Annotated in this window: 15 protein-coding genes; 3 read left to right on the top strand and 12 right to left on the bottom strand. The window is 68.5% G+C overall.

The genetic code is table 11. The annotated features are described in order from the left end of the window. Nucleotides 1-4: 4 nt before the first annotated feature. Both V8246_RS12375 and V8246_RS12370 read right to left on the bottom strand, forming a co-directional pair. Nucleotides 5-718: a 2OG-Fe(II) oxygenase gene (locus tag V8246_RS12375; protein ID WP_336189421.1), complete on the bottom strand. Its 714-nt coding sequence runs from the start codon at nucleotides 716-718 to the stop codon at nucleotides 5-7. 28 nt (nucleotides 719-746) lie between these two features. Further along, nucleotides 747-1,778 carry a class 1 fructose-bisphosphatase gene (locus tag V8246_RS12370; protein ID WP_336189420.1) on the bottom strand — a complete coding sequence of 344 codons (1,032 nt, stop codon included), beginning with the start codon at nucleotides 1,776-1,778 and terminating at the stop codon, nucleotides 747-749. A 96-nt stretch (nucleotides 1,779-1,874) separates the two neighbouring features. Between V8246_RS12370 and V8246_RS12365 the strand changes: the two genes are divergently transcribed. Continuing rightward, nucleotides 1,875-3,110, top strand: coding sequence for a DUF4010 domain-containing protein (locus V8246_RS12365; RefSeq protein ID WP_336189419.1), 1,236 nt, complete (start codon nucleotides 1,875-1,877; stop codon nucleotides 3,108-3,110). A gap of 142 nt (nucleotides 3,111-3,252) precedes the next feature. Here the strand turns inward: V8246_RS12365 and V8246_RS12360 are convergent, their stop codons facing one another. The 10 genes from V8246_RS12360 to phhA all read right to left on the bottom strand — a co-directional run bounded on the left by V8246_RS12360 (nucleotide 3,253) and on the right by phhA (nucleotide 13,252). Further along, entirely contained in the window at nucleotides 3,253-3,882 is a 630-nt protein-coding gene (locus tag V8246_RS12360) for a response regulator transcription factor (protein WP_336189418.1), read from the bottom strand. Continuing rightward, entirely contained in the window at nucleotides 3,879-4,589 is a 711-nt protein-coding gene (locus V8246_RS17020; RefSeq protein ID WP_345786374.1) for a histidine kinase, read from the bottom strand. Before V8246_RS17020 ends, V8246_RS12360 begins: the two co-directional genes overlap by 4 nt. Before the next feature lie 477 nt (nucleotides 4,590-5,066). After that, nucleotides 5,067-6,260 carry a 2-methylaconitate cis-trans isomerase PrpF gene (gene prpF / locus V8246_RS12350; protein ID WP_336189416.1) on the bottom strand — a complete coding sequence of 398 codons (1,194 nt, stop codon included), beginning with the start codon at nucleotides 6,258-6,260 and terminating at the stop codon, nucleotides 5,067-5,069. A gap of 21 nt (nucleotides 6,261-6,281) precedes the next feature. Beyond that, complete coding sequence (locus V8246_RS12345) at nucleotides 6,282-6,599, bottom strand: type II toxin-antitoxin system RelE/ParE family toxin (RefSeq protein WP_336189415.1); 318 nt, start codon at nucleotides 6,597-6,599, stop codon at nucleotides 6,282-6,284. Next, nucleotides 6,596-6,838, bottom strand: coding sequence for a type II toxin-antitoxin system ParD family antitoxin (locus V8246_RS12340; protein WP_336189414.1), 243 nt, complete (start codon nucleotides 6,836-6,838; stop codon nucleotides 6,596-6,598). The genes V8246_RS12345 and V8246_RS12340 overlap by 4 nt, the downstream gene beginning before the upstream one ends. A 77-nt stretch (nucleotides 6,839-6,915) precedes the next feature. Beyond that, entirely contained in the window at nucleotides 6,916-7,380 is a 465-nt protein-coding gene (locus V8246_RS12335) for an SRPBCC family protein (protein WP_336189413.1), read from the bottom strand. Between the two features lie 43 nt (nucleotides 7,381-7,423). Next, nucleotides 7,424-10,039 carry a Fe/S-dependent 2-methylisocitrate dehydratase AcnD gene (gene acnD, locus V8246_RS12330; protein ID WP_336189412.1) on the bottom strand — a complete coding sequence of 872 codons (2,616 nt, stop codon included), beginning with the start codon at nucleotides 10,037-10,039 and terminating at the stop codon, nucleotides 7,424-7,426. 160 nt (nucleotides 10,040-10,199) lie between these two features. Further along, entirely contained in the window at nucleotides 10,200-11,783 is a 1,584-nt protein-coding gene (locus tag V8246_RS12325; RefSeq protein WP_336189411.1) for a TIGR00341 family protein, read from the bottom strand. An 82-nt stretch (nucleotides 11,784-11,865) separates the two neighbouring features. Beyond that, entirely contained in the window at nucleotides 11,866-12,321 is a 456-nt protein-coding gene (gene azu, locus V8246_RS12320; protein ID WP_336189410.1) for an azurin, read from the bottom strand. Nucleotides 12,322-12,367: 46 nt separating this feature from the next. Further along, nucleotides 12,368-13,252 (bottom strand): phenylalanine 4-monooxygenase, encoded by an 885-nt coding sequence (gene phhA / locus V8246_RS12315; protein WP_336189409.1) that lies wholly within the window; start codon nucleotides 13,250-13,252, stop codon nucleotides 12,368-12,370. Nucleotides 13,253-13,382: 130 nt separating this feature from the next. Between phhA and V8246_RS12310 the strand changes: the two genes are divergently transcribed. Continuing rightward, nucleotides 13,383-13,862 carry an Lrp/AsnC family transcriptional regulator gene (locus V8246_RS12310; protein ID WP_185894672.1) on the top strand — a complete coding sequence of 160 codons (480 nt, stop codon included), beginning with the start codon at nucleotides 13,383-13,385 and terminating at the stop codon, nucleotides 13,860-13,862. A gap of 61 nt (nucleotides 13,863-13,923) precedes the next feature. Further along, on the top strand, nucleotides 13,924-14,226 hold the full coding sequence (locus V8246_RS12305) for a putative quinol monooxygenase (RefSeq protein WP_336189408.1): 303 nt from the start codon (nucleotides 13,924-13,926) through the stop codon (nucleotides 14,224-14,226). Nucleotides 14,227-14,237: the final 11 nt, after the last annotated feature.

Genomic DNA, 14,237 nt, shown 5'->3' with positions numbered 1-14,237 from the left:
CGCGTCAGCGGCCGCCGTACAGCCGTTCGGCGCGCTGGAACAGAATCCAGCTGGTCGCGATGTACTTGTCGCCGCCCATGGGACGGTTGCCGCGGTGCGTGTGGGTGAACGCGGTCGGAGCGATCAGCAGGCTGCCGGTGCGCGGTGCGATCTTGCGCTGCTGGTGGAAGAATTCGGTTTCGCCCGCCTCGAAGCCATCGTTGAGGTAGAGCGTCCACAACACGTGGCGGTGCAGCGGCTCCGCATCGGCGCCCTTGGGGAACAGCTCGCAATGCCAGTAGGGATAACCGCCTTCCCCGGCCGGATAACGCTGCAGGTTGATCCGGCCCGGCACGAACACCGCCATGATCAGCCGCATCAGCGCATCGTCGTCCATGCCGGCGACGTCCTCGTAACCGAGGCGGTGCAGCTGCCCGTCCTCGCCTGGTTGCTGCAGCATCAGCGGTGCGATCAGGCTGAAGGGATAGGTGCGCAGGTACTGCTTCAGCCCGGCGAGCACGGCCAGGTTGAGGCGCTGTTCCACGTCGCGCCAGTCGGCCTGCCCGCTGATGCTGATGTCGCGGCTGTGCTTGAGCTCCGGATGGTGGCCGCCCCCGACCTGCCCCGGCCGGTCCTGCCGGCTGGCGTCGAAGCGCGCCACGATGGCCTGGCAGGTCGCCGCGTCCAGCGCGTCGTGGTAGACCTCGATGAAGTCGGCGGGATGCGGATGCGGCGTCATGGACGGATTCTAGCCATCCGCGTCGCGGTCAGGCGGCGGCGGTGTCGTGGGCCCGGTGGTAACCGACGGCCGCCTCGACTTCCTTCTTCGATCCGAGGAACACCGGCACGCGCTGGTGCAGCTGGGTCGGGCGCAGCGACAGGATGTCCTCGCGGCCCGTGCTGGCCGCGCCGCCGGCCTGCTCCACCAGCATGCCCATGGGGTTGGCCTCGTACATCAGGCGCAGCTTGCCGGCCTTGCCCGGGTCCTTGCGGTCCCAGGGATAGATGAAGATGCCGCCGCGGGTCAGGATGCGGTGCACGTCGGCCACCATGCTGGCGATCCAGCGCATGTTGAAGTCCTTGCCGCGCGGGCCTTCGCGACCGGCGAGCAGATCGGCGACGTAGGCCTGCATCGGCGCCTCCCAATGGCGCTGGTTCGACATGTTGATGGCGAACTCCTTGGTCTCCTCCGGGATGCGCATGTCGCGCTGGGTCAGCACGAACGCACCCTGCTCGCGGTCCAGCGTGAACGCATGCGTGCCGTTGCCGGTGGTCAGTACCAGCATCGTGCTGGGGCCGTAGATGCAGTAGCCGGCCGCCACCTGCTCGCGGCCCGGTTGCAGGAAATGCTCGTCGCCCGGCGTGGTCACGCCGTCCGGGCAGCGCAGCACCGAGAAGATGGTGCCGACCGAGACGTTGACGTCGATGTTCGAGCTGCCGTCCAGCGGATCGAACAGCAGCAGGAAGCCGCCCCGCGGGTAGGCGTCCGGGATCGGCTGGCTGTGGTCCATTTCCTCCGAGGCGCACGCGGCCAGGTGGCCGCCCCAGGCATTGGCTTCCAGCAGGATGTCGTTGCTCAGCACGTCCAGCTTCTTCTGCGCCTCGCCCTGCACGTTGCCGGTGCCGGCATCGCCCAGCACGCCGCCCAGCGCGCCCTTGCTGACCGCGATGGAGATGCTGGTGCAGGCGCGGGCCACCACCGCGATCAGCTGGCGCAGGTCGGCGCTGATGCGGCCCGCACGCTGTTCTTCGATCAGGTAACGGCTCAGCGAGACGGCGGACGGAGCGGAAGCGGGCATGATGGAGTCCACGGCGAAGGTGCGCGCATTGTCCGGGTTGACGAGACCAATGCAAGACCATTCGCTATGCTCAGGGTCGGCCACAGGAACGACGCGATGGACCAAGCAACTCCGGAAACCTGGCTGGCGCTGTCCTCGGCGCTGGGCCTGGGCCTGCTGATCGGACTGGTGCGTGAGCGCCGTCCGGGGCGCGCGCATGCCATCGCGGGCCTGCGCACGCACGCGCTGGTGGCCCTGGCGGCCGCGGTGGCCATGTCGCTGGGTGTTCCCGTCCTGCTGGTGGCGCTGGCGCTGACCGGCCTGCTCGCCGCCATGGGCTACCGCGCCACGTCGGCGGACGACCCGGGCCTGACCAGCGAGGTGACGCTGGTGCTGACCTTCCTGCTGGGCGCCATGGCCATGCGCACGCCTGCATTGGCCACGGGGCTGGCGGTGGTGGTGGCGGTGCTGCTGTACGCCAAGGAGCCGCTGCACGAGCTCACGCGCGAGACCTTCAGCGAGCGCGAGGTGTTCGATGGCCTGCTGCTGTTGGCGTCGGCCCTGGTCATCCTGCCGATCCTGCCGGACCGTCCCATCGGTCCTTACAAGGCGATCAACCTGGCCACCATCTGGAAGCTGGTGGTGCTGGTGATGGCGGTGAGCGCGCTGGGCCACGTGGTCCTGCGCGTGATCGGCAATCGCTGGGGCCTGGCGGCGGCGGGCTTCTTCGCCGGCTACGTGTCGTCCACCGCGGCGACCATCGGCTTCGGCCAGCGGGCGAAGGAAACCCCGTCGCTGCTGCGCTCCGCGGTGGCCGCGGCGCTGCTGTCCAACCTCGCGTCGCTGACCCTGTGCGTGCCCATCCTGTGGGCCGTGTCGCCGCCGCTGGTGCGCGGCCTGCTGCCGGAGCTGGGCGTCATCGGTGCGGTCCTGCTGGCCGGCGGTTTGCTGGGCCTGCATCGCGGCGAGGACGATGCGGTGAAACCGCCGACATCGGAGAGTCGCATGTTCCGCTTCGGGCAGGCGCTGGGCTTCGCGTTGGTGGTCGCAGCGCTGACCTTCATCGCCGCCGCGCTGGCCGCATGGATCGGCCCGCGCGGCGCACTCACCGCCGCCGCATTGTCGGCCGTGGCCGAACTGCATGCCGCCGTGGCCACGCTGGCCAATCAGTTCGCACGCGGTGGCCTGGAGGCCACCGAAGCGCGCGGGTGGATGCTGGCGCTGCTGGCGGCCAGCCTGATCGCGAAATCGGTGATCGCGTGGGTCAGTGGGGGGGCGGCCTATGGTCTGCGCGTCTCGGCGGGGCTGATGGCGGCGCTGGCGGCGGGGGCGGCGATGGTGGCGCTGGCATAAGGTCAATGCCATCGGATCCAGTGACACCCTATTCCCTGTAGGAGCGCCCCATGGGCACGATGCTTTCCGCTTTCCTGTCTGCCGACCGAAAGGCTTCGCGCCCATGGGGCGCTCCTACAGGTGGCCCGCAGAGGGCGCCGCCTCAAATGATCCGCAGCGTGATGGCCTTCAGCACGGCGCGGGTGCGGTCGCGGGTGCCCAGCTTGTCCAGGATGGTGGATACGTAGTTCTTCACCGTGCCCTCGGCGAGGAACAGCGTGCGGGCGATTTCCTTGTTGGAATAGCCGCCGGCCAGCAGGCGCAGGATTGCGACTTCGCGCTCGCTGAAGGTGTCGCTGGGCGGGACCTCGTCGCGGAAGCGGAAGCGCGCGCGCACCGGATCGGTACTGACCGGCTGCAGCAGCGTCTCGCCGCCTGCCACGCGGCGGATGGCATCGTGCAAGTCCTCCGGTGCGGCGTCCTTCAGCAGGAAGCCCTGTGCACCGGCATCGGTCGCGCGCAGCAGCAGGTCGCTGTCGTCGAAGGTGGTGAGCAGCAGCACCGGCGTGCGGTCGCCGCGTTCGCGCAGCTTGATCAAGGCCTCGATGCCGTCCACGCCCGGCATGCGGATGTCGCTCAGCACCACGTCGACGGGCTGCGCTTCCAGCTTCGCCAGCAGATCGGCGCCGTCGTCGGCTTCGAACACCACCTCCACCTGCTGCGCCTTCAGCAGCGCACGCAGCCCGGCACGTACCAGCGCCTGATCGTCGGCCAGGGCAACACGCACTGTCATGCCGGCAGCCTCACGTCCAGGCGCAGGCCACCGCTCGCGCTGCTCCCCAGCTGCATCTCGCCGCCGAGTGCGGCGACACGCTCACGGATCCCCGACAGACCGTTGCCCTCGTGTATGCGGCCCTTGAGCCTGCCGTCGTCTTCGATGTGCAGATGCATGCCCGCGTCCTCGTTATTCAGTGAAACCGTCAGCGTGTCCGCGTTCGCGTGGCGGGCGGCATTGGTCAGGCACTCCTGCACGATGCGCAGCAGCGATTCCGCCACCGCGGGGTCCTCCACCTTCACGCCGTCGGCGATGGCCAGCCGCAGCGCGGGTCGGGGCAGCGGGGCCGCCAGCGCCCGGATCGCCGTCTGCAGGTCCAGCCCGCGCGCATCGCGCAGGGCCTGCACCACGCTGCGGATGTCGTCCAGCAGTTCGGTGGACAACTGCTGCGCGATGCGGACCTCGTCGCGCGCAGCGAACACGGGGTCGCTGGCGAGCGCGCGCAGGTTGAGCTTCATCGCGGTGAGTTTGTGGCCGGCGACATCATGCAGCTCACGCGCCACGCGCAGGCGTTCGGCATCGCGCGCGCTGTCGGCCAGCAGGGCACGGGTGGCCAGCAGGTCCGCATTCACCAACGCCAACTGGTCGCGGGAATCCTCTGCGCGGCGGGCGTAGTGCACACACAGGCCGGCGAGCGCCTGGAAACCGATGTTGATCAGCGTCATCGTCAGGGGCGCGCCGAACTGGTGGTGCACCATCAGCAGGTAGAACGCCACGTTCAACACCAGCGCGGCACCGACGACCCCGCGTGGCGACAGTACGTTCACCGCGCACGCCACCCAGACCACCAGCAGCACCTGCGCGGTGCCCACGCGCGGCGTCAGCCAGGCCAGCAGCAGCGCGAGGCAGGCCATCGTCACCAGGGCGATCCGCCGCGGCCGCTGCCACGTTTCCGGCGCCAGGGCGAACAGGAGGAATCCCAGTGCGTAAGCCGCCAGCGCGGCGGCCGCGGCGGGCAGCACCTCCGCCGGCAGGAAGCGCAGGCCCAACGACACGGCCGCCAGCGTGAACACGCCGGCCAGTGTCATGGGTTCGCGAAATCGGGTCAGGGCGGTCCACATGCGCCCATGCTGTCGCCTGCCTCGCGCCGGGGCAATGGCCGCGGCGCAAGTGGTGACTTCCGGCAGGTCAGCCGGAACCTGTCAGAACGCGTCGCCCGGTACGCGTACCGAGCCTTCCATCAGCACGCGCGCGCTGCGGCTCATCACCGCCTTCGTCACCGCCCACGCGCCGTCCACCTGCTTGACGTCGGCACCCACGCGCAGCGTGCCCGATGGATGGCCGAACACCAGCACCTCACGCGTGCCGCCGCCGGCCGCCGCATTGACCACCGTGCCCGGCACAGCGGCGGCCGTGGCGATGGCGACCGAGGCCGTGCCCATCATCGCGTGGTGCAGCTTGCCCATGGACATCGCGCGCGCCAGCAGGTCGATGTCGGCGGCCTTCACAGGCTTGCCGCTGGACGACACGTAGTCCTTCGGCGGTGCGACGAAGGCGACCTTGGGCGTCAGCGGGCGCTTCGCCGCGGCCGCGGCATCGGCGACCAGCCCCATGCGCACCGCGCCCTGCGCGCGGATCGCCTCGAGCTTCGCCAGGGCGGCCCTGTCCTCGTTGATGGCGCCCTGCAGTTCGGTGCCGTCGTAGCCCAGTGCGGCGGCGTCGACGAACACCATCGGCACGCCGGCGTTGATCATCGTGGCCTTGAACATGCCCACGCCGGGCACGTCCAGGTCGTCGACGAGGTGGCCGGTGGGGAACATGGCGCCACCGCCGTCGCCATCGCCCTCATCCGCGGGGTCGATGAACTCCAGCTGCACTTCCGCGGCCGGGAACGTCACCCCGTCCAGCTCGAAGTCGCCCGTTTCCTGCACCTCGCCATTCGTCACCTGCACATGCGCGACGATGGTCTTCTGGATGTTGGCCTGCCAGATCCGCACGGTGCACAGGCCGTCGCGCGGCACGCGTGCCGGGTCGATCATTCCGTTCGCGATGGCGAAGGGTCCCACCGCCGACGACAGGTTGCCGCAGTTGCCGCTCCAGTCGATGAAGGCGCCTTCGATCGGGACCTGTCCGTACAGGTAATCCACGTCATGCCCGGGCTGCGTGCTCGGCGAAATGATCACCACCTTGCTGGTGCTGGACGTCGCCCCGCCCATGCCGTCGGTGTGCTTGCCATACGGATCGGGCGAACCGATCACGCGGCACAGCAACGCATCCCGCGCCGGTCCCGGCAGCTGCGCCCGTTCGGGCAGGTCCTGCAGGCGGAAGAACACGCCTTTCGACGTGCCACCGCGCATGTAGGTGGCGGGGATGCGGATCTGGGGGACGTGGGACATGTCAATCCTCGTTGAACAGGTTCATTCGGACGCTCCCATCCACGCCGGAATGTCGCGTTGTGCGTGCAGCACGCGCCAGATGTCCAATTGCGTCTCGCGCTCGACGTAGAAGACCAGGTATGGAAACCCCTCGACGGGCCAGAGGCGCAGGCCGGGAAGATTCAGGACGGTTGCATAGCGAGGGGAGCCGATGCCCGGATGCGCAGACATCAACCCTGTCGCGGCCTGCAACGCGTCCGTGAACCCGAGTTCGAGCGGCAGCCCGCCTTGTTGCGCGTACCACGCGGCGGCTTCGTCGGCATCGCGCCGGGCCAGCGGATGCCAATGAAGGGGCTTCATGGACCCGCGGCGCGGGCGTGCGCGCGTTCGCGCATCTTGTCGAAGAAATCCGGCTCCATCGGCGTAGCAGGTCCGGACTTGACGCCTTCCAGCAGCATGCCACGCAGCTTCTCGACATCGCGCTGCTTGCGGATCAGATCGCGCAGGTATTCGCTGGTCGAACCGTACCCATGCTCGGAAACCTGTGCGTCGACGAACTGCTTGAGTTCGTCGGGCAGTGAGATGTTCATCGTGGCCATGACGGCTCCGTTGGCAAAAATTGCCATGCGAGTGTGCGCTGAACCACCGTCAGACGCAAGCGTCGTCCGGAGCCGGTTCACGCCCCGTCCGGTATCTCCGGCTCCACCAGCTTCGCCAGCATCTCCAGCGATTCCTGCCAGCCCTGGTAGCGGAAATCGACCGGGATCGCGGCGGGAATGCCTTCCTGCACGACGTTGAGCTCGGTGCCGACGACGCTCTTCTTCAGCGTCACCGTGACCTGCATCTGGCCCGGCAGGCCGGGGTTGTCGAACTGGTCGGTGTAGCGCAACCGTTCGTTCTCCACCAGTTCCACGTAGGTGCCGCCGAAGGAGTGGCTGGACCCGGTGCCGAAGTTGGTGAACGACATCGTGTAGCCGCCACCCACGCGGGCGTCCATCGCATGGACCTTGCCGGTGAAGCCGTGCGGCGGCAACCACTTCACCATCGCGTCGGGATCGAGGAAGGCGCGGTAGACGCGCGACGGCGGCGCGCGCAGCACGCGGTGCAGGCGGACGGTGCCGGGCGTGGCGTTGTCGGACATGATCGGACTCCTGTGCGGTGGGTGTGCCGATACGACGAACAGCTCAGGCCGCTTTCGACGCGTCCAGGAAATCCTGGGCGAACCGCTGCAGAACCCCGCCGGCCTCGTAGATCGAGACTTCCTCGTCCGAGTCCAGCCGGCAGGTTACCGGGACTTCCACGGTCTCGCCGTTCGCACGGTGGATCACCAGCGTCAACGTCGCGCGCGGCCGGCGCTCGCCCACCACATCGAACGTTTCAGTGCCGTCGATGCCCCAGGTCTTGCGCGTCTGGCCCGGTTGGAACTCCAGCGGCAGCACGCCCATGCCGATCAGGTTGGTGCGGTGGATGCGCTCGAAGCCCTCGGCCACGATCGCTTCCACGCCCGCCAGGCGCACGCCCTTCGCCGCCCAGTCGCGCGAACTGCCCTGGCCGTAGTCGGCGCCGGCGATGATGACCAGCGGTTGCTTGCGGTCCATGTAGGTCTCGATGGCTTCCCACATGCGCACCACCTGCCCGTCCGGTTCGACGCGCGCCAGCGAGCCCTTCTTCACTTCGCCATCGACCACCGCCATCTCGTTGACCAGCTGCGGGTTGGCGAAGGTCGCGCGCTGCGCGGTGAGGTGGTCGCCGCGATGCGTGGCGTAGGAATTGAAGTCCTCCTCCGGCAGGCCCATCTTCGCCAGGTACTCGCCTGCCGCGCTCGAGGCGAGGATCGCGTTCGACGGCGACAGGTGGTCGGTGGTGATGTTGTCGCCCAGCACCGCCAACGGGCGCATGCCGCGCAGCGTGCGTTCGCCGGCCAAAGCGCCCTCCCAGTAGGGCGGACGGCGGATGTAGGTGCTCTGCGGGCGCCAGGCGTAGAGCGGCTCGACGCGGCCGCCGTGCTCGGCGCGCACGGTGAACATCGGCTCGTAGACCTTGCGGAACTGGTCCGGCTTCACGCTGGCCTTCACGACCGCGTCTATCTCCGCATCGCTGGGCCAGATGTCCTTCAGCGTGATCGGGTTGCCGTCGGCGTCGAAGCCCAGCGCGTCCTTCTCGATGTCGAAGCGCACGGTGCCGGCGATGGCATAGGCGATCACCAGTGGCGGCGAGGCGAGGAAGGCCTGCTTGGCGTAGGGATGGATGCGCCCGTCGAAATTGCGGTTGCCCGACAGCACGGCGGTCGCGTAGAGGTCGCGGTCGATGATCTCCTGCTGGATCTTCGGATCCAGCGCGCCGCTCATGCCGTTGCAGGTGGTGCAGGCGAAGGCGACGATGCCGAAGCCGAGTTTCTCCAGGTCCGGCAGCAGGCCGGATTCTTCCAGATAGAGCTGCACGGCCTTGGAGCCGGGCGCCAGCGAACTCTTCACCCACGGCTTGCGCACCAGTCCCTTCGCGTTGGCATTGCGCGCCAGCAGTGCGGCCGCGATGACGTTGCGCGGATTCGACGTATTGGTACACGAGGTGATGGCGGCGATGATGACCGCGCCATCGGGCATCAGGCCCTGCGCCTCCTCCGCCCTGCCCGCCCGCAGCTTGCCCTCGTCGGCGATGCCGCGCTCGGCCAGCGCGCTGGTCGGCAGGCGCCTGTGCGGGTTGGACGGGCCGGCCATGTTGCGCACGACCGTGGACAGATCGAAGTGCAGCGTGCGTTCGTACTGCGCGGCCTTCAGGTCGTCGGCCCACAGGCCTGCCGTCTTCGCGTAGGTCTCGACCAGTGCCACCTGCTGGTCGCTGCGGCCGGTCAGGCGCAGGTAGTCCAGCGTGTTGTCGTCGATGAAGAACATCGCGGCGGTCGCGCCGTACTCGGGTGCCATGTTGGAAATCGTCGCGCGGTCGCCGATGGTCAGCGCCGCGGCGCCCTCGCCACGGAACTCCAGGTAGGCGCCGACCACCTTTTCCTTGCGCAGGAACTCGGTCAGCGCCAGCACCACATCGGTGGCGGTGATGCCGGGCGCCGGTCGGCCCTGCAGTTCCACGCCGACGATATCCGGCGTGCGCATCCACGAGGCGCGGCCGAGCATGACGTTCTCCGCTTCCAGCCCGCCCACGCCGATGGCGATCACGCCCAGCGCATCGACGTGCGGGGTGTGACTGTCGGTGCCCACGCAGGTGTCGGGAAACGCGACGCCATCCTGGACGTAGACGACCGGCGACATCTTCTCCAGGTTGATCTGGTGCATGATCCCGTTGCCCGGCGGGATCACGTCGACGTTCTTGAATGCGTGCTTCGTCCAGTCGATGAAATGGAACCGGTCTTCGTTGCGGCGGTCCTCGATGGCGCGGTTCTTCGCGAACGCATCCGGATCGTAGCCGCCGCATTCCACCGCCAGCGAGTGGTCGACGATCAGCTGCACCGGCACCACCGGGTTCACCTGCGCCGGGTCGCCGCCCATGTCGGCGATCGCATCGCGCAGCCCGGCCAGGTCCACCAATGCAGTCTGGCCGAGGATGTCGTGGCAGACCACGCGCACCGGGAACCACGGGAAATCCAGGTCGCGGCGGCGTTCGACCAGCTGGCGCAGGTAGTCGTCGCGGCGTGCGGGATCGGCACGGCGCACGATGTTCTCGGCATGCACGCGCGCGGTGTACGGCAGCGTGGCCCAGGCGCCGGGCTGCAGGGCATCAACCGCGGCGCGCGCGTCGAAATAGTCGAGCGCGGTGCCCGGGAGCGAGGTGCGGAATTCGGTATTCATGGCGTGCGGTCTGCTGTGAACGAAGCGCGCGCGGCGCAGGCCGGGCGCGTTTCCCTATGCTACCGGAGGGGCACATTATCGATGGGAGACGACGGTCTGTCGTCGGAAAGAAACCGGCGATGCGTTGACGGACATCATCAACCTGCGCCGGCCGTTGCGCTCACGGGTTGGCGAACCGCACGCGCGCTTCGCGAAGCACGGGCCTTCCCTCGGCGGTTGCCGTTGCCCGTGCGGCCGCACCGTCTACGGCATGGGCCGTGATGTCGCGGATACCGTGGCGTGCCAACGCATCGGCGACCACCTGGGCGCGTGCCTGGGCCAGCGCCGTATCGTTGCCGGCATACCCATCCACCTGCACGCGCTCCACACCCCATCGCTGCAGCGCCCACGCCATGGTCTCCAGGCGGGATGCCTGGTCCTCGGTCAGCGTGGCGTCGTCGTCGCCGAACGCGATCGCCGGCAAGGCCTGCATGGCCGGTACCACCTGCACCTTCAACCCCTCTCCGTTCGTGGAGAGCGACTGTTCGAGCCGGCGGGCCGCGGCGATGTCCAGGCCGGACCGGCCATTGAGCCGCCACCGGGCCTGCTGGCCGCCCTCCAGCACGTCCAACTGGCCGAAGTGCGCCAGCACGCGTTGGTGCAGGGCTTCGGCGGCGCGGGTGCCGGCCGACCGCGCCTGCGCATCCCGCTCGGCCACGCTCTGCAGACGCAGCACGCTCTCGCGCAGCTGCGCCAGCGAGGCCTGTTCGCTGGCCTGTGCCTGCTCGTCCGCCGTCAGCAGTTCGCGCAGCGACACCACCACCGGGCGCGACAGCACCGACTCCAGCCGGTGTTCGATCTCGCGATCCAACTGTGGCTTGTGCCGGGGAAGCAGCATCACCGCATCGATGTTCAGCGTGTTTCCGTTGCGGTCCACGCGCAGGGAGGTGACCTGCCCGCCATTGCGGCGCGCGGTTTCATCCATCATGTTGCGGATGGTGCGGTCGGCCACGCCGCGCGCCGCAATGTCGCGCAAGGCCACTCCCAGCGGGATCGACAGCAGCAGGAACGTCCCGACGATCATGGTGGCCTGCCACGCCGTCTGCTTGGGCGTATCGTCCCCGCCGAACTGGTACCAGCGCGCCATGATGGTGACCGAGAAGGCGATCGCCAGCAGGTTGGTCATGAACAGGAACAGCGCGCCGCCGGCGATGCCCGCGTTCAACGTCGCAATGCCGAAGCCCACCACGGCCAGCGGCGGCATCAAGGCGGTCGCGATGGCGACGCCGACGATGGTCTCGCCCTTGCGGGTAATGGTGGCGTAGGCGCCGGCCAGGCCGGAAAACACGGCCACGAGCAGGTCGAACAGCGTGGGTTCGGTGCGGGCCAGGATCTCCGGCGTCGCTTCCTGCAGCGGGGAGACCAGGACGATCACGGTGGCCGTGGTCAGTGCCACCGCGGTGCCGACCGCCAGCGTCTTGAGCGATTCGCGCAGGCTGCGGAAGTCGAAGGTGGCCAGGGACATGCCCAGTTCGACGATCGGACCCATCAGCGGGGAGATCAGCATCGCGCCGATGATGACCGCGACCGAATTCTGCAGCAGGCCCAGCGTGGCGATGCCGCACGCCATCACGGTCATGAAGGCATAGCGCGGGCCCAGTTGCCCTCCTTCGTCGACGTTGCGCAACACCGCGGCCCGATCGACCTGCAGGTGTTCGCGCCGCCATTGGCGCAGCCAGCGCCACAACGCTTCGGCAGAGGCCATCGTGAGAACTCCGTCACGGTACCGGCGCGCATCATACCAACGGCGGCTGGACGGTACGGGCCCCCGGCGGGCCCGTCCCCCCTCACTCGAAGACCAGCGTGCCCTTCATCATGTTCCAGTGGCCCGGAAACGAGCAGAAGAACGTGTACGCCCCACCCTTGCGCAGCCGCGAAGTGGGGAACACCACCTCGGTGGACTGGCCGCCGCCGATCACCGGCGTGTGCGCGATCACCCGCGCGTCGTTGCGCGGCAGGTAGTCGTCGGCGAGTTTCATGCGTCCGCCCGCCAGGCCTACGTCGCGGTGGTGGCGTGTTTCCGTCAGCACCCAGTTGTGCCCCATCGCCTGCGCCGGCATGCGGCCCACGTGCTTCAGCACCACCCGCAGCTGCCCGCAGTCGCCCGGCACGCGGAGGGTCTTCAGGTTGAAGGTCATCATGTCGGTCGCTTCCACCGTGATCGCGCAGTTGCGGGCGAATGCGGCGCTTGGGACGGACAACAGCGCGCAGAGGACGATCAGTGGGAACAGGCGTTGCAGCATGGGGCATCCGGACCGGAGGGGGATGCCCGCGATTGTACGGTGCGGGTCAGACGTCGCCGCCGTCCGCCCAGCCCTCGCCCGTGCCGCGATGGAACACGCGGTCGCCGTCGCGCACATCGCCGGCCGGGATCGCGTCCTGTGCTTCCAGCTGCGCGTAGATCGGGGTGAAATCCGGCGCGGTGGCGTTCATCAGCTGCTCGAAGCTGTCGATGACGAAGTAGGTCTTCTGGAACGTGTCGATGCGGTAGCGCGTCCGCATGATCCGCTCCAGATCGAAGCCGATGCGGTTAGGCGCGTCCGATTCCAGCGAATACAGCGACTCGCCCTTCGACGACACGATGCCGGCGCCGTAGATGCGCAGGCCGTCCTTCGTGTCGATCAGGCCGAACTCCACCGTGTACCAGTACAGCCGGGTCAGCTGCTGCAGCGCATCCGGGCCGATCCCATGCGCCTTCACGCCGCCCTTGCCGTAGGCTTCCATGTAGTCGGCGAACACGGGGTTCATCAGCAGCGGCACATGGCCGAACAGATCGTGGAACAGGTCGGGCTCGGCGATGTAGTCGATCTGGTCCGGGCGGCGGATCCACCAGGTCACCGGGAAGCGGCGGTTGGCCAGATGGTCGAAGAACTCCAGCTCCGGCAGCAGGCCTTCCACGCCGACCAGCTGCCAGCCGGTGGTGGCACGCAGCACGTCGTTCAATGCATCGAAGCGCGGGATGCGGTCCGGCGTCATGCCCATGGCGTCCTGCGCGTGCAGGAACTCGTCGCAGGCGCGTCCCACCAGCAGCGCACGCTGGCGCTCGTACAGCGCGCCCCAGGTGGCGTGGTCGTCGGCGGGGTAGTCCGCCGGCTGGTCCACGATGGCGGTCGTGTAGACCGGCACGTAGCCCTTGTCGGTCTGCTGGTGCTCGACGCGGCGTGGCTCGTTCATGGCGATTCCCTTCGATCGGCGGGTGATGGGACGATGCTAGCGGCAGAGCCGCGCAACAGGCTTGCAAAGTTGCGCCTGATCGGATCTGTGGCGCAATGATCCAGCGTGAATAGGCTATTCTCTGCATCAAATGACCGAATCATCCGTTCTCGACCGTACCGACCTGCGCCTGTTGGCCCTGCTGCAGCGCAACGGCAGGGCGACCAATGCCGACATCGCCGCCCAGGTGAACCTGTCGCCGTCGGCCTGCCTGCGCCGCATCCAGCGGCTGGAGGCCACCGGGGTGATCGCCGGTTACGCGGCGCGCGTCGATCCCAAGGCGGTGGGCCTGGGCCTGCAGGCGTTCGTGCGCGTGCAGCTGGAACGGCACGACCCGGCCAGCGTCCAGCAGTTCGGCGACCGCGTGCAGGCCTGGGACGAGGTGGTCGCCTGCTATGCGCTGACCGGCGACATGGATTACCTGCTGCACGTGGTGGTGCAGGACCTGGAGCATTTCTCGCGCTTCCTGCTCGACAACCTGCTCAATGCCAGCGGCGTGGCCGATGTGAACTCCAGCTTCGTCCTGCGCGCGGTGAAGACCGACGGTGGCCTGCCGCTGCCCGGTGCTTGACGAGGGCATACCCTGTCCTCGACGCGTGCTACAACGCGCGCAGTTTCCATGAGGGCCTCCCATGTACGGACTGATCGGCAAGATGCGCGCCACGCCCGGCCAGCGCGAGGCGTTGCTGGCCATCCTGCTGGAAGGCACCGAGGCCATGCCCGGCTGCCTGAGCTACGTCGTTGCGCAGGACCCCACCGATGCCGAGGCGATCTGGATCACCGAGGTCTGGACCGACGCGGCCAGCCACACCGCATCGCTCTCGCTGCCGGCCGTGCAGCAGGCCATCGCGAAGGCACGGCCGCTGATCGCCGGCTTCGACCGCCATGTCGAGACGGTGCCGGTGGGTGGTCATGGATTGCCGTCGTCCTTGTAGGAGCGCCCTCG

The organism is Pseudoxanthomonas sp. F11, from assembly GCF_037046485.1.
Taxonomy (GTDB): Bacteria; Pseudomonadota; Gammaproteobacteria; order Xanthomonadales; family Xanthomonadaceae; genus Pseudoxanthomonas_A.
This window is presented reverse-complemented; position numbering and strand designations above follow the sequence as displayed.